Origin of the sequence: Rickettsiella endosymbiont of Aleochara curtula (genome assembly GCF_964030935.1) — a bacterium.
In the GTDB taxonomy this organism is placed as follows: Bacteria; Pseudomonadota; Gammaproteobacteria; order Diplorickettsiales; family Diplorickettsiaceae; genus Aquirickettsiella.
This window is the reverse complement of the sequence record NZ_OZ034990.1, coordinates 30,954-47,715: the sequence shown is the minus strand read 5'-3', so window position 1 is coordinate 47,715 and position 16,762 is coordinate 30,954. Positions and strand designations below refer to the sequence as shown.

General features: G+C 37.0%; 7 protein-coding genes. 5 read left to right on the top strand and 2 right to left on the bottom strand.

The genetic code is table 11. The annotated features are described in order from the left end of the window. Positions 1–216: 216 nt before the first annotated feature. From AAHF87_RS00130 to AAHF87_RS00120, 3 genes are all read left to right on the top strand, one after another. The gene (locus AAHF87_RS00130; RefSeq protein ID WP_342146159.1) at positions 217–1,542 is read left to right on the top strand and encodes an MATE family efflux transporter; all 1,326 of its coding nucleotides are present in this window, start codon (positions 217–219) and stop codon (positions 1,540–1,542) included. Positions 1,543–1,545: 3 nt separating this feature from the next. Next, on the top strand, positions 1,546–3,099 hold the full coding sequence (gene gpmI / locus AAHF87_RS00125; RefSeq protein WP_342146158.1) for a 2,3-bisphosphoglycerate-independent phosphoglycerate mutase: 1,554 nt from the start codon (positions 1,546–1,548) through the stop codon (positions 3,097–3,099). 317 nt (positions 3,100–3,416) lie between these two features. Next, entirely contained in the window at positions 3,417–4,754 is a 1,338-nt protein-coding gene (locus AAHF87_RS00120; protein WP_342146156.1) for a S41 family peptidase, read from the top strand. Between the two features lie 68 nt (positions 4,755–4,822). Here AAHF87_RS00120 and AAHF87_RS00115 read toward each other — a convergent pair whose 3' ends face one another. Both AAHF87_RS00115 and AAHF87_RS00110 read right to left on the bottom strand, forming a co-directional pair. Further along, on the bottom strand, positions 4,823–5,503 hold the full coding sequence (locus AAHF87_RS00115; protein WP_342146154.1) for a hypothetical protein: 681 nt from the start codon (positions 5,501–5,503) through the stop codon (positions 4,823–4,825). Between the two features lie 163 nt (positions 5,504–5,666). After that, complete coding sequence (locus AAHF87_RS00110; RefSeq protein ID WP_342146152.1) at positions 5,667–13,058, bottom strand: ankyrin repeat domain-containing protein; 7,392 nt, start codon at positions 13,056–13,058, stop codon at positions 5,667–5,669. Between the two features lie 511 nt (positions 13,059–13,569). Between AAHF87_RS00110 and metE the strand changes: the two genes are divergently transcribed. Both metE and metF read left to right on the top strand, forming a co-directional pair. Continuing rightward, positions 13,570–15,924, top strand: a complete 2,355-nt coding sequence (metE, locus tag AAHF87_RS00105) for a 5-methyltetrahydropteroyltriglutamate--homocysteine S-methyltransferase (RefSeq protein WP_342146150.1) — start codon at positions 13,570–13,572, stop codon at positions 15,922–15,924. Beyond that, entirely contained in the window at positions 15,902–16,744 is an 843-nt protein-coding gene (gene metF, locus AAHF87_RS00100) for a methylenetetrahydrofolate reductase [NAD(P)H] (protein ID WP_342146149.1), read from the top strand. The genes metE and metF overlap by 23 nt, the downstream gene beginning before the upstream one ends. Positions 16,745–16,762: the final 18 nt, after the last annotated feature.

Below are 16,762 nucleotides of genomic sequence, written 5' to 3'. Positions count from 1 at the left end.
TGCCACGCACCTACGGTGCTCGCAATGACGAGTACTGCCTGGTATGACAGGTAAAACAATCTTTCCATTGACTCCTAGACTTTAGGTTTAAATCTAGCCAAAATGGTAGAAAGCTTCATCAACATGTAAATTCTTCAACTCATGCCCGTAGTTCATTATTACAAAGCTTTTTTTTCTGAAAGCAAAATTCTATTAGTTTTAGCTATTCCGCTCATTATGAGCGGCGTTATTGAAACGTCAGTGGGGTTTTTTTCAAATATATTTCTTGCGCACCTCGGAGCAACCAGTCTCGCCGCCGGAGCTTTAGTAAACTGGGTATTTATGACATTGATGGTGATTATTTGGGGAACACTTTCAGCGATTACTACCTTAGTAGCCCGTTATTACGGCGCAAAAAAAAATGATGAGATATCCTATGTACTTTACGCAGGCCTGCTACTAGCTTGCGTATTAATGTTGCCCGCCATGCTATTATTATGGAATCTTTCACCGATATTTTTATTTTTTGGCCAAGCACCGGCCGCCGTTAAATTGGCGCAATTTTATTTGCATGGACTTACTTGGGCGATTATTCCTGACTTTATTATTACGGTATTATTACAATTCGTGGCAGGTTTAGGCCGAACCAAAACCAATTTAAGCTTTAGTTTGCTGTTTGTTCCGCTGAGTATTTTTTTCAACTATAGCTTAATGTTTGGAAAATTCGGTTTTCCCAATTTAGGAATTGCAGGAATTGGTTGGGGTGCTGCGCTAACCTTTTGGATTATTACCCTAGGATTTAGTTTTTATTTTTGCCTAAATAAAAGTTATCGAATCTATTTTAAATTTCCACGTTGGCAAAAAATAGTGCCGCAATTGCGTGAGATTTTTCAAGTCGGCTTGCCCTTAGGCTTAACCTTTTTCTTCGAAATTGGTTTCTTTCTAGCCATGAGCATACTGATGGGCCGTATTAGTGCGGATACGCTGAGTGCTAATCAGATTGCGTTACAATTTTTTTGGCTATTTTCGATAGTGACCTTTGCACTCGCGCAAGGGATTACCATACGCGTCGGCCATAGCGTGGGACAAAATAATAAAAAAGCGGTCAATGAAGCAACTTATGTGGGTGTTTTTTATTCGAGTATTTTTATGCTATTGGTTGCCATCGTTTATTGGGGATTTCCAGAAAAACTGATTGCTATCGACTTTAATTTGCACGATCCTAATAATGCTAGCATTGTGCGTCTTGCAAAAGAATTTTTAGCCTTAGCCGCTTTAGTGCAACTGTTTGAAGCGCCGCGCTTTGCACTATTTGGTGCGTTACGCGGCTTAAAAGATACTCGATTTACTTTGTTTACTTCCGTGTTAGTTTTTTGGATCATTGCTTTGCCCTTAGGCGCTAGCGCGTTATCCTATGGTTTTGCCGGCTATGGGATTTGGTGGGCAACCATCTTAGCGGAAATCATCGGTATATTTTTATTGATATGGCAATATCGGCGTAAAGTAAAAGAATATCTTTTTGAACCCAGCATTCCGCCAGCTCCATTAAAAACTAGGTTTTAAATTATGTTAGATCAAAATCCACGCCCTATCCTATTACTTATATTAGATGGTTGGGGTTATCGTACAGGAAAAGAACACAACGCCATTGCCATGGCTAATACACCGCATTGGGACCAGCTGATGCAGACCTGTCCACACACACTACTCGATGCATCCGGTTTAGCCGTAGGATTACCCGCCGGTCAAATGGGTAATTCAGAAGTCGGTCATCTCACCATGGGTGCCGGCCGTGTGCTTTATCAAGATTTAAGTCGTATTAATAAAGCTATAGAAACGGGAGAGTTTTTTAACAATCCTTGTTTACTCGGCGCATTTAAAAAAATCCAAGCCAGTCAAAAATCGGTACATATAATAGGACTTTTATCGCCAGGTGGTATCCATAGTCATGAACAACATTGGTATGCCTTACTCGAACTCGCTGCTCAACAAGGAGTTCAACAATGTTATTTACATCCGTTTCTCGATGGTCGAGACACACCGCCGAAAAGTGCAGCAAGTTATCTAGAAAATCTCGAAAAAAAATGTCAACACTTAGGTCTTGGCAAAATTATTAGTCTAATCGGTCGTTATTACGCGATGGACAGAGATAAACGTTGGGAACGTACGCAAGCTGCCTATGATTGTTTAACTTTAGGTGCTGCCCCTTACCATGCCGATAACGCTTTACAAGCTTTGCAATTGGCTTATGATCGAGGTGAAAGCGACGAATTCGTTACGCCCACTACCCTACATGCTGTAAATAAATCACCGGTAAAAATTCAAGATGGCGATCTGGTTATTTTTATGAATTTTCGTGCTGATCGCGCACGTCAATTGAGCCATGCTTTTCTTGATAAGCAGTTTTCAGGTTTTGATCGACACCCACCACCACACTTAGCTGAGTTTATCTCTTTAACGGAATATGCCAGCGACATTCTTAGTCAAATTGCTTTTCCACAACAAAGCTTACGCAATGGTTTAGGTGAATATCTCGCCGAACATCATTTGACACAATTACGCATTGCTGAAACTGAAAAATATGCGCATGTCACGTTCTTTTTTAATGGTGGAAATGAAGTTCCCGCGGAAAATGAAACGCGCGTTTTAATTCCTTCAAAGAAAGTCAGTACCTATGATCTGACTCCCAATATGAGTGCTATCGAAATTACGCAACATTTGCTAGAAGACATTAAAGAAAAAAAATACGATGTTATCATTTGTAACTTTGCTAACCCTGATATGCTCGGTCACACGGGAAATTTATCCGCAACTTTACTCGGCATTAGCTGTATTGATGACTGTATTGGAAAAATCAGCGCTTGCTTGCAAGAGTTTGGTGGTGAAGCCATTATTACTGCCGATCATGGTAACGCTGAATGTATGTTTGATGAAAAAACCCAACAAGCGCATACCGCACATACCAATGAACCCGTCCCATTTATCTATATCGGCCGCCCTGCCAAAATAAATACCATCGAACACCCCAGCTTAGCTGATATTGCCCCTACTCTTTTAAGCTTACTGAATTTACCTAAACCCAAAGAAATGACTGGTCAAAACTTACTCACGCTCGAATAACTTTCACGCCTAGGTATATTGGTCAATAATTTAGCATTTTTCTGTGCGCTACCTCGCAAATTAATCAAAGTCAATTACACTATAAAGAGTAGTTTCGCGAATATAATTAAAATAGTAGAAAAAAATAGTATAAGAAAAACATCGTCATGGCGAGCGAATGTAATGAGCGTGGCCATCCATAATGTCGGTTTCCTAGATTGCTTCGCGCTCGCAATAACGAGGGTTGGTACGCAGCAATGACGACGTACGTCATTATCCTCATGACGCGAATCATAGCTTTTTGTGCAAACAAATACTAAATAAAAGGATAAGCTTATATGAAACTAAAAATGTTATTTTTTTTCTTCCTTACCTGTTCTTTATTAGGGTTTAGTACCACACCTTTTTCTGGCCAAGCTAAAGTGACCCCTTCCCCAGAAGATAAACTTTCTCAAGATGTATTACGTTTCAATCGCGAGCTAGACATTATCAAAAATGAGTATGTCAAAAAAACTTCCGAACATGAACTGCTACAAAATGCCATGCAAGGCATGGCGAGTGGACTCGATCCACATTCAAGTTTTTTAGATGCCGACGATTTAAAAGATTTACAAACCGCCACTACCGGAGAATTCAGTGGTTTAGGACTTGAAGTGGGTATGGAAGAAGGCTTGTTACGTGTCGTAACACCCATCGATGATGGACCCGCACAAAAAGCCGGGATAAAACCAGGAGATTTGATCATACGCATCAATAATGCGTCTATTCAAGGACTGAATTTACGCGAAGCAGTAAGAAAAATGCGTGGCGAAAAAGGTAGCTCCATACAATTGACCGTCCTACGACAAGGCCTACATAAACCACTGTTGGTTAATTTAAAACGTGGCATTATCCGCATCCAAAGTGTTAAAGGACGCTTATTAGAACCAGACTATGCTTATATTCGCATTAATAGCTTTCAAGCTAGCACGCGTCATGACTTAGATCAGATGATCGCAAAACTACAACACCAACAAAAAACACCGATAAAAGGTTTAGTACTGGATTTGAGAAATAATCCTGGTGGGTTATTAACCTCTGCTGCAGAGGTCACTAATGCTTTTCTAGATACTAAGAAAATGTTATTCAACCAAGTGCTCGTCACCACACAAGGTCAATCCTCCGAAGCCAATATGAAAATTACTGCCAAAGCGAATGATCAAGTCTATGCCGGTACATTGATCGTTTTGATCAATCAGGGTAGCGCTTCTGGGGCTGAGATCGTTGCCGGAGCATTACAAGATAATAAACGCGCCATCATTTTAGGAACCAAAAGCTTTGGTAAAGGATCGGTGCAAACCGTTATTCCGTTGGATGAGACAACTGCACTTAAATTAACCACTGCTTTATATTACACACCTTCGGGTCGATCGATCCAAGCTTCAGGTATTTCTCCTGATATCACCTTAGATGAATTAAAGATAAATTCTTTAAGTGAAAATCCGGCTGAACCTATTTATCTGCATGAATCAGAATTAAAAGGACATTTAAAAAATGGTAATGTGACAGAAAAAACTATGTTTTCTCCTGCAACTAGCAATAACAATGATTTAGTAAAAGATGATTATCAATTATTTGAAGCGTTAAATCTTTTAAAAAGCATGGTGGTTTTACAAAAAAGCGACCAGGTAACTTAAAAAATTTACTGTAAACTATTTAGCTATTTATCAGCTATAAAAGCACTCTTACGCAACATACTTATCCGCTATCCTTTCGGGTGCAAATGGCCGCTATTCTCGTAGCTATTAGTGCGTGATCGGAATTCATAACTTTCTTGAAAAAAAACATTTACATTAAGTTTAGGTGAAAAAGACACCGTTTTCTTTACACGCTCAGAGTCCCCAAGCGTATTATTCGCTAGTGGGGCATCTGCGCAATCACAAACATCATGGCCGACGTTCAATGAGTATTTATTAATTAAATCATCTTTTAAATTATTCAAGTTATTCTTTAAAGCAAGTAATTCATGTTTAAAATCATCATGTACACACGTTATTTCAAACGGATAGGTCCGTATATTAATTAGAAAGGTCGATATAACGAGACTGGCAGCAAAAATTAAAAGCAATGGAGCAAAAATAATTGGCAAATAAACACAACCCACACCAGCAAATAACAATAAGGAAAAAAATATAACGCTTAAAATCAAATATTTTTTATTATATTGCTTGGCAAAAAAACTAAAGGAATCTCGAAAAACCCGTTTTATCTTTTGGTTATCTTCTAAACTCAGTTTTTTATTTCTGCGCAAAATATAGATATGGCGCAAAGGTACCATGATAAGCGAAGAATTAAGCATGACAGGAAAATATTTTGGGTCAATTCTACATCCCGAAAATTTATTGGCCATCGTCATTAAGTCTCTGATCTCAGGCTCCGCTGGCATATTATTTCCTCCCGAAATTACAACGTCTTAATCCTCAATATTTAATTATTATGCATCAAATATAAGCAATATTGAGGATAGTCCTTTCAGTACACGATCGATAAAATCTATCTGATTTTTTGACTGTTGTCTATCTATTTAAAAGTTCTCTCTAAACTCTAAATTAGATACCTAAAGATGTTCCCTCACTTGAATTATTTATTATCGCATCTTGCTCAGAGGAATTTATTTCTCTAATAGTAGAAGAACGAAAAAATTGACTCTTTAAAACACGATGTGTTACTTGGTTTGCTAGCTTGGCTTGGATCGCGAAAGAGCAAAAATTAAGTAAGCGGGTTACTTTTTCTTCAGCACTGTCTTCAGAGAAGAAAAAATTAAACATTGCGTACATGAATAGCATTGAACTTATAGCTTGTATGCCTTTTTGTGCCGATTTATGCCAAAATCCATCGCTATTCGCTAAGCCTATGGATAAGCCTTGAAAAATTGACATACAAAGTAAATTGAATCCATTGCTCGGTAACGAAATTTGAGTTTCTTCTCCGCTCCAAATATCTAAATTTTGGCTTAAGGTAAATTGGCTGTATTGCATTAATAGATCCAAAGCAACCTTTAGCATTATGATGGATCCGATACTACTCTCTTTAGAGTGACTATATACTTCTACAGCCCCACTAATAATACCCGTTGGTACTCCGGATAATCCGCCATAAAAAATCTGATTCGCTCGGTTAAAAAAGCTAGGTACTTTGATGACACGAGTACTTAATTCGGTTTTTTTCAGTATAGTTTTATCCAATTTAGAATTTGGAATTTTTGATAAAGATTGACCGAATTTTCGTGCAGAAATTTTTAACTGTTCTAAAAGATCTGCGTTTCGAGTTTGATCATTAATCATTTCCCCTATTTCTTTTATAGAATTTTTAATGACTTGAAAAATACCTTTACTATGTAGCGTTGAGCCTGAACTGAAAATTTTTGCTTCAAAATTGAATTGCAATGGCAAAGAACGTTTATTCCTCGAAATATCGTTGCTTGAAATTTCCTGCCGCATAGTATTATTCATTAATGTCGTAGCGAACGTCGGCATAGTTTGATTTTGAGTATTATTTAATCCTAACAAACTATATCGATCCCATATTTTTTTATATAAGCTCAAGCTTTGATTAAAATCCGCTGCTAATTGAAGTTTGGCTAATTCTTCGCCCACTATTAATTTTTGATCCAGAAATTTAATTCTTAAAGTTTCAAACTGCTTTAATTGAGGTATTTGATTAAATTTTTCTAATAACAGCGTAAAAGGAGCGATTATTTTGGAAAAAGTATTTAATAGATTAGTAAGTAATAAATTTTCTCCATCTCGATAATAACGAAGTCCTGACAAGTTTCGATGAATATTAAGTGTGGTATTAAGCTCAATATCTCTGGGACTAACCGTAATTAATTGATATTTATTCGCAAATTCTAAATTAATAGGTTCTAAGTAAAGCTTATTTGAAGGACCCATGATGCGCTGTGGTGCCACATTTAAAATAACATGTAAAGTTTTATACCAATTATTTTCAATACTATCTTTCAGGCGTATCGTCATGATCTCTCTAATTCGTGGTCCTGGTATATCTAAAGCCACTAATAAAAGTAAATCTTTTCCTGCGTGGTTGACTGCATTCGGCGGAACAAACAGCAATTTACAATTTTTTCCAAATTGTGTTTTTACAAAATTTGTTATTGCACGTAAATCTAAAGTATCCATCTGTGTATAATTTATATCACCAATGCGGTGTATAATTACTTCAGACAACGGTAGTTGCAATGAAGACTCGGAACTTGGCGTAACGACATAAAGCTTGGAATTTCCGGTACTCACTAAATGCGTTTTTTCCGCCTTAGGATCATTCGACATGATTTGAGCGCGATCATCACCGATAACCACTAATTTGTTTTCTAAGCTATTTTCGATAAAACAGGTAATTTTCAAACGCTGCGCAACTGGCGTATAGGTTTTAATTATTTCCTCTACACTCTGCTCTTCGGTATTATAAAAAAGATAGAGCTGGTTTTGAACATCCATCTTAAATTCAATACCGTTGGTTAAATAGAAAATGCTATTAGTACTGGTAACCCCTCTAGCATTCAATATGTCATTAGCATATGGGGGAGCTTCGACTTGTTGTAAAAGATAAGCCATAACACCACGCACTTGTTGCGTGTCATTGAATGTAAAATTAAAGCTCTCGGCATCGATGCTTTGTGGATAAGCACGCAGTATTTCTTGAAACGCAGTTTGATCGAGCGAAACAGGCAACGTCGAATTAGATAAATCAGATCCTGTTGATTGATAAGCTACATTAACTAAAGATTCATTCGAGCTTTTATAAAAAGTGATATGCTCGATATTTCTCGCAGTCTGTATTAGCGAATAAGGGAAAAAATTAAATTGAATATCCTGTACCGTAGTTTTTGCACGCTCAGAATTTAAACCTTCAATCGAGGATAATTCTGATAGATTACTATCAATAATAAAATTATGTCGGCCGCCTTTATCCATTAAGAAAACCGTCATATTGCCTTGTTTAGGTGAAATAGCATAGGTAAAATTCCCGGTCTTTGCTTCATTAGTTATTACTGTGTTGGCCGTTAATCCTAGTTTAAGATTAAAATCGCAACTGAGCGGTGGTATTAAAATTCGATCCGGATTTTCCGGTGTTCCACCTTGCGTATCAACCACTTCAGTACCACAACCGACGTTTACATTATCACATTTATTTGCTCTACCTTTAAATTGCTCAATAGATTGGATATAAAGTCTATTCGGGCCATAAACGAAATATTCTTTATGAAAATCAGCTTCTATGCATTCTACCGATGGATAAAAATTGGATGCATCTAAACTATCTGAGCCTGCAAAGCCACGTAATTCACCGGTGGCATTCCCATTCAAAAGAAAAATATCTGGCATATTGCTACCAACAAACTGTTTGCGGCCTTCACCCACGTAAAATACATTGGTCTCATTTGGAAAACCAAAAATAGAATGATGTCCATTTTCAAAAGCAAAATAGTTAATTCCGCTCTTGCGATTTGCATGTTCAAGACCTATAGCACCTTCACATTGGTAAGCGCCAGCTGCGGGCACGGGCTTGCTATTTCCGGTGGGTAAGCAAGTAAATTCGCTGTCGTCCGGTTTAATAGGTACATCATTTCTTAATTTAATGTTGTGCTTCTTTTCTAAAAGATTAATTCGACTAGTGTTTACATTAGGAAACGTTTCATCACAGACTTCACGGTATTTAGGAGAACCACAAATTTGTCCAAAATCTGAAACCTGCATGCACTGATCTTCTTGATAGACTTCTACATCATGGCAGTTTCTAACCACTTCTTGGATATCGGGGAAAAAATAACGTCTAATTTCAGTATGATTCTTTAAGATTTCAAATTTTTGCTGCAATACATGTTTATATTGCTCAACCAAATCAGCCTTCTCTATGAGATCTTTTGAGAAAGGGATGCCAATAAAAGCATACACACCCTCTCTAAGTTTCTGCCAATTGTTTAAATGGAGTATCTCATCTAAACGACCAACGGATCGTACCGCATGATAGATTTGTACACCTAACAGTGTAAAAGCGCCGATTAACTCCCCTGCGGGTCCAGTAAAATCAGAAACTCCGGCAATCACTTCGCTGAGTTCAAGCACCTCGATACCGGCTTGTCCCAGCTCCATACCTAAAGTCAGGCTATCACCAATAATATTGGCCAGGGCTTCTTTATCACCGCCCTTTAAAGCTTTAATTTGCTCGTACAAATCCCAACCTATAAATAAAGAGGTTCCACGTCTAACAAAAGCCTTACTAGTCCCGAGCAAAAACTTACCTAAATATTTTTGTCCTTTATTAATTAAACCTAATGCATGAATTTGTAACAGTGTCGAAGCAACTTCTGTGCCATATCCCAATCCTAACAAACCAAAATTAATTGCCACAGTTTCTGCATCACCACGCAACAAAGCAACCAAGGTATCCTTAGCAATTAAGCCGTGCATTAGGCTGGCAGAAACACTGCTAACCAAGTTTAATTTTGGTCTTATTTGTTCAATGTAGATGAGTCGACGTAACGTTTGTGCATCTTTACCAGAAATTATTTTAGCTTTTGCTGCCACTTCTAATAGCAATTGTGATTTTTTTGCTACATCCATACCATGGATATATTTTATAAATGCAGTACTATCGATATGCATTTCATCAAATTTATTTTTATTATCCGCAATATTAAATTCATCAATATCGGATTGTGAATATAAACAAGCTTCACCTGTAGAACGTTTTTTTCTATTTCCTGAACCTGAAAAACACGGTTTTTTGGCCGAAAAATTTTCATCATCATCATGATCACCGAGATTTTTTCTTTTATTATCCGTTATCTTCGGAGCTAGATTAAGCTTTTGAATTTCTTGCATATCCATATTGGTAATAAAGTCAGCAAAACTTTTAAGATTTTCCTGGTTCAAATACTCTGCCAATTCAAGATTTTGTGTAGCAGGGATTTGTGGTGGAGGCAATGCTGGATCCTGAGAGAATAAAGATAAATCGAAGTCGAACATTGACTCTTGTGATGTTACTCCTGGACTAAGCATATCCATTAAACCAAGATTTTCTGCTGAATTTACCATCGAATCTTGCGTATCATGTGCTATTACGGGTACATTTTGATTAATCATCGGCACTGGGAAATTTTGTAACAATCTATCATTAATAATAGATGGTCGATTTTCTATGTCTCTAAGAACACTGCTCAGTGGATAATAGATCTGATCATGAAACCAAGCTTCGCAACTCGCACTAGATTTAGTGTCACTTTTTAGCAACTGCTTCAGCTGATTAATCTCATCAGGATGAAATATTAATTTTTTTGCTTGCTCATCAACTTTAAATTCAGGTAAAAAAACTTCTATGCTTAAGGGCCTTGCATAGTCTTTATGATTTTGCAGCCTGCGTTTTACCGTACGATAGTTTTGACCGATATCTGGTTTGGTCGGCATTGCATGAACCAATTTTTTAGTCAATCTATCAAAAACGACTGCTTGAGGAGATATTTTATCACCCAGATCCGTAGCCATAATTTGGAATTTATGGGCGGTTGTTGGATTATTTTTTAGGGCATGAAATTGTTTGAGAACAAAATCAATATTATTATCCGATATTTCCTGGTTCTGCATACTTCGGTCTCTACCGCCCGATAACCAAATATGAACAGGATTATTTCCAGGAAATTGCGCTAAAAGTTGGTCTCTAAATATTAATGGACTACTGAATCTATCCACATGATATAAGCACGTAATTTCGGCAAGCGGATCGTGAGCGACAACTACAACGCATTGTTGAATATTGTAAGTACCTATATTTTCATTCCGAGCTATCCCCACTTCCCGCTGTAATATAAGCCGCGCTGATGCATCCGTGGGACCTTGCCCGAGCTGGTAAACTTCACTGTAATGGTAGGATGCTTTAAATTTTAAATCCTCGCGATTAACGCCATATAGTTCAGGGTCGGAAAGTTGATTAAGTTCTTGATATAAGCTCGCTAAGATCAAATGCGCAACTAAGCGTTCTTTTTGAGTGAGGAGACTATTTATTAAGGTATTGATATTTTTTGATTCATAAACTGAAGCTTGTTGGTTTTTAATATAAATCTGTACTAATTCTTGTGCCGTGCTTTCAAGTAACCAATAATCTTTTTGTTGATAAGCAATTTCAATAATTTTCTCTAAAATTCCCGGAATTTTCGTCTCTTGATTAGTATTTTGGTAAGAAAATTTTAATAGCGTAAAGGTATTAACCAGTTCATGAGAATTTGGCGCCGCTTGTTTATACAGTTCAACGGCATGTTCTAAACTAGGTACCACTAATGGATCGGCAAGCTTTTGACTATACTGAGTTAAAACCACATTATAAATCCCGGTAGCTATTTGATATTCTTGAGAATTAACATCAATAATAGGCTGAGTCGTTTGCAGCTCTGGAAAACTAGAGTCTAGCTGTAGTTGTGCTTCTTTCCATAGTCTAGATTCAGTTTGCTTTAATGATTCACTATTTTTTTTCAAATCACTAACAATATCATTAAAAAATTCCTTGGAGGGTAGCTTAATCGTGTTTAACTTTTCAGATAATTGTTTTGCTAAGTTTGTTTCACTATGATAATTGGGATTTTCATTATCTTCTAGGTCATAAAATTCTTCTAAATTTTCTATTAAATCTTCTAGATTTGATTCCACATTATCTTCATCAATGTTTATAGGTATAATAGAGGCCGAAAGTTCCTTAAATTTTCCAATTAAAATTTCGACACTCTCAAAAAGTTTTTGACGAGCATCTAATCGGGTAGCTTCGTTAATTAGCTGGTTATCGAGATTCCTAATTGATCTTGCTAAATGCCTTAAGTCTTCGGACGATAGTAATTTAGGAATTTGTTGAATTAAATCTTCTGCCATCTGCAATGCGGTTTGACCGGCATTATTCACGACAGCTAGGTCTTTGGGTGTAGAAACTGAAATTAAAATATCTAAACATTTTTTTCTACCATTTAGCACCGCTTCATGTATAGCGGTCATCCCTTCGTTGTTTTGGATCGTTGAGATCTTAATATCTTTAAAAGAGAAATCACGTTTTAATAAGAAATCAACGATATAAAAATTGCCATTAATAACCGCTGTGTGTAATGCGGTATTACCTAAATGATCTCGATGTGTAATTTTATCCAGATGAAAATACAATGACTGAGCCAAATCCAGTTCATTGCGCATCATATGATCTTCATTGGATTGTTCCTGTCGCGTTCTGAATTCTGAAAGCATATGTAAAGCGGTTTCTCCATAGGTATTGACGTGGTTAATATCCACTTTATACGAATGAGCGATGGTTTCAGCTATTAATTTTTTATTATACATGATGGCCAATTGTAAAGATGAATCTCCCTTCTCTGTCTGCCACTCCCCACCGCCTCCATTAATTAATTTTTCAGCAATGTTAGCCTCTTTTCTCTCATCAACGGTTTCTGCTTCTATCAAGGCACGCAACGGCGTATTTTTAGCATAATTTCCGCCTAATTTAGGATCAGCACCATAACTAAGCACTAAGTCAAACGTACCTAATAGATTTTTCCTACAAGCTTCCGTCAAAGGCGTTATTCCTGCAGAATCTTGCATGTTAATATTATGTCCAGTATTTTTTAGAAAAGTAATCACGTGATTATTGCCTTTAGCTGCCGCCTCATGCAGTAATATTTTTCCATCGACTTGATTTTGGATGAGTAGCGGATGAAGATCATCCCTATTAAATTCTTTATTAATTTTTTCGTAAAGTTCATTTTTCCATTGATAAAGATTAACCATACGCGCGTCATTTAATCGTATTCGAAGATCATTAGAGTTGATTTTAGTTTCAATAAAATCCGCTAAAAAAGTATAGACTTCATTAAAATACTGCTGATCTACAATTTTATAAGCAGATTTTGAATAAGACACAGCAGAGGATGCAGGTTGAGTTAAAACAGGCATAGTTATTTTATTTTTTATAGTTTATGAAGCGGCGCAATATATAGAAAAAATTTAATATTGAAAAGGATTAAATTTAAAAATATAACTATTGATCTTGTTTATAAATAAATCTTATCTAAACCAGATCATCTTGCATTATTTTTATTTTTCATCTATACTTTTTCGGTGTGATAAGCGCCGATTTGAGCTACAGCTTGCTGGCGCTATATTAAGTTTAGCTAAAGCGTCATGAAAACCACCGCAGCTTTAGCCAGGTGGTTTTTTTTCGCTACTTATTTCTCGTCGTAAGACCAACTAAGAGTGAATTGTCATGGATGATTATTATTGCCATTTCAAAGATTTCATCGCTATCCAGCATGTCTCGCAGGTTCTACTTTTATTCTGTCTATTTTTACCTCCTATAACCTGCCTGTTTTAATGCACTAGAGTCTCATTACTCTAACATTAAAGCAGGCTTTAATATTTTTTATAATTTAAACAAGGATTTTTTTAACTTTTTTAGGGAATTGTTATGTCTATTCGTTCAAATCAATCACATGTACTTGGTTTACCGCGCATCGGTGCCAATCGAGAAATGAAAAAAGCGGTTGAGCACTATTGGCGCAAGGAAATATCTCTTACGGAACTACAACAAATAGGTCAACAAATTGAAGATAAAAATTGGCAGATGCAAGCTGAAGTGGGTCTCGATTTTATTACCGTCGGCGATTTTTCTTGGTACGACCATGTCTTAGATCATTCTGCGCTGTTTGGCGTTATTCCCGAGCGCTTTATAGATAGTTCAAAAGAAAATAAAATCGATCTGAATACGATATTTTGTATGGCGCGCGGTCAAGCTCCTGATGCAAAAGAAACTACCACGTGTGAAATGACAAAATGGTTTAACACCAATTATCATTATATCGTTCCTGAATTTAGCCCCAATCAAAACTTTCAATTAAGCACAAATTATTTATTTGCATCCGTCGATCGAGCGATAAGCAAAGCTTATCGAATAAAACCCGTGTTACTCGGACCCTTAACTTATCTTTGGTTAGGTAAAACTACTTCAGAATTCGATAAGTTAAGCTTATTAGATAATGTAATACCTCTCTATAATCAAATTTTTGCCGAATTTCGTGCTAGAAATATTGAATGGATCCAATTAGATGAACCTATTTTAATATTAGATCTACCTGAAGCTTGGCAACAAGCTTATCTTAAAACATATCAGCAATTAAATTTTGAAACTCTACACTGTTTATTTACAACTTATTTTGGTTCGGTGAGTGATCAGCTAGAGATATTAAAACAATTACCTATTGATGCTTTACATATTGATTGTTGTACCGCTCCTGAGCAATTGGAGCACTTTTTAAAGCATTTTTCTAAAGATAAAATTCTTTCTCTGGGATTGATAAATGGACGTAATATTTGGCGTGCCGATTTAAATGAAATATTGACTAGAGTCCGACCCATCAGAGAAGTTTATGGTGATAAATTATGGATAGGCAGTAGTTGTTCACTACTACACACGCCGGTAGATTTGGATAATGAAACGAAACTGGATCCAGAAATAAAAACTTGGCTTGCTTTTGCCAAACAAAAATTATCAGAAATTTCTTTGTTATCGCATGCTTTAAGCTCGAATGAACCAACTATTACTGATTTATTACATGAAAATCAAATCGCGTTGCAAACACGTAAAACTTCTAAACGCATCCATAATAGCTTGGTACAGAATCGCATTAAATCAGTCACACATGATCTGAGCAGGCGTAATACTGATTATACTTCACGCGCCCAACAACAAAAATTATCCTTACAATTACCTTTGCTACCCACGACGACTATTGGTTCTTTTCCACAAACCTCTGATATTAGAAAAATTCGTCAAGAATATAAATCAGGAAAAATGTCGCATGAAATTTATCAACAAAAAATAAAACAACAAATTGCCGATGTAATCGTTCAACAAGAAGCCTTGGATTTAGATGTCTTAGTCCATGGCGAAGCTGAGCGTAATGACATGGTTGAGTATTTTGGCGAATTGCTCAATGGATTTGCTTTCACTAAAAATGGCTGGGTACAAAGTTATGGATCCCGTTGTGTCAAACCACCGATTATTTATGGAGACGTTAGTCGCCCACAAGCAATGACGGTAGCATGGTCGGCTTTTAGCCAAAGCCTCACTAAACGTCCCGTCAAAGGCATGTTAACTGGACCTGTGACGATATTAGCCTGGTCTTTTGTTCGCGATGATCAATCACACCAAGCAACAGCTTTGCAAATTGCTTTAGCATTACGTGACGAAGTAACCGATCTAGAAAAAGCCGGTATCACTATTATTCAAATTGACGAACCGGCTTTTCGTGAAACCTTGCCTTTACGTCGTAAAGATTGGCAAAATTATTTAGATTGGGCGGTATTTTCGTTTCGCATTGCTGCCTGTGGTGTCAAAGATAGCACGCAGATTCATACACATATGTGCTATTCCGAATTTAATGATGTCATAGCAGCGATTGCGGCGCTTGATGCGGATGTTATCACACTGGAAAGTTCACGTTCAAAAATGGAACTATTACACGCATTTGAAAATTTCTCTTATCCGAACGAAATCGGACCGGGTATTTATGATATCCATTCACCACGCGTCCCCTCACGAACTGAAATGCTCGAGCAACTACGACATGCATTACGTTATATTCCTATTGAACGTCTATGGGTAAATCCTGATTGTGGCTTAAAAACTCGCAATTGGCCTGAAGTAACGGCTGCATTACGTAACATGGTAGGCGCGGCTAAATTACTGCGTGAGAAAACCTCGCTTATTGACCAACCCTTAGCGAGGAAGGAGTCCTCACATGTCATTTTGTCAAAAATTTAGTTTTAGTGTTGAAGTATTTCCTCCAAAAACCAAAAAAGGTTTAGATGATCTAAATCAGGCACGACTAGAACTATGTCAACTTAAACCCAAGTATTTTTCGGTAACGTTTGGTGCTGGCGGTTCCATGCAGCAAAAAAGCTTGGATGTGGTGCGACAATTTGTAGCTCATGGAATCGCCGCAACACCGCATATTTCCTGTGTCAATATGACCAATCAGCGCTTACAAGAGCTGCTTAGTGAATATAAACGTTTAGGCATACAACAATTATTGGTCATTCAAGGTGACTTACCTAGTGATGCTACACAGAGAGAAATTGAATTTAACTATGCGAGTGAATTAATTACTGCTATCCGCAAGATAACCGGCAATTTTTTTCATATCATTGTAGCCGCCTATCCTGAATTTCATCCGCGCGCTATCACCCCAACGAGGGATATTGAAAATTTCAAACGAAAAATTGAAGCCGGCGCTAATAGTGCTATTACGCAATTTTTTTTTAATAGTGATGCTTATTATCGTTTTTTAGAAGCTTGCGATAAATTTTCTATTCGAATTCCGATTATTCCTGGCATTACACCGATTATGAATTATCAAAAATTGATGCGATTTTCTAGCGCATGTGGAGCAGAAATTCCTTTATGGTTACATAAGCATCTTAAAACCTACAGCAATGACCCGATTTCTTTACAAGAAATTGGCATAGAATTTGTCAGTAAGCTTTGCCATAGTTTACTGCAGAATGGCGTCAAGGAATTTCATTTTTATACCTTAAACCGCGCCGAACCCACCTGTCGTATTATCCAGAATCTAATCCATTAGAGGATCAATATCAGCAAA

Coding starts and splice junctions, on each gene's coding strand:
- AAHF87_RS00130 (WP_342146159.1), top strand. CDS start 217: ATGAGCGGCGTTATTGAAACGTCAGTGGGGTTTTTTTCAAATATATTT.
- gpmI (WP_342146158.1), top strand. CDS start 1,546: ATGTTAGATCAAAATCCACGCCCTATCCTATTACTTATATTAGATGGT.
- AAHF87_RS00120 (WP_342146156.1), top strand. CDS start 3,417: ATGAAACTAAAAATGTTATTTTTTTTCTTCCTTACCTGTTCTTTATTA.
- AAHF87_RS00115 (WP_342146154.1), bottom strand. CDS start 5,503: ATGCCAGCGGAGCCTGAGATCAGAGACTTAATGACGATGGCCAATAAA.
- AAHF87_RS00110 (WP_342146152.1), bottom strand. CDS start 13,058: ATGCCTGTTTTAACTCAACCTGCATCCTCTGCTGTGTCTTATTCAAAA.
- metE (WP_342146150.1), top strand. CDS start 13,570: ATGTCTATTCGTTCAAATCAATCACATGTACTTGGTTTACCGCGCATC.
- metF (WP_342146149.1), top strand. CDS start 15,902: ATGTCATTTTGTCAAAAATTTAGTTTTAGTGTTGAAGTATTTCCTCCA.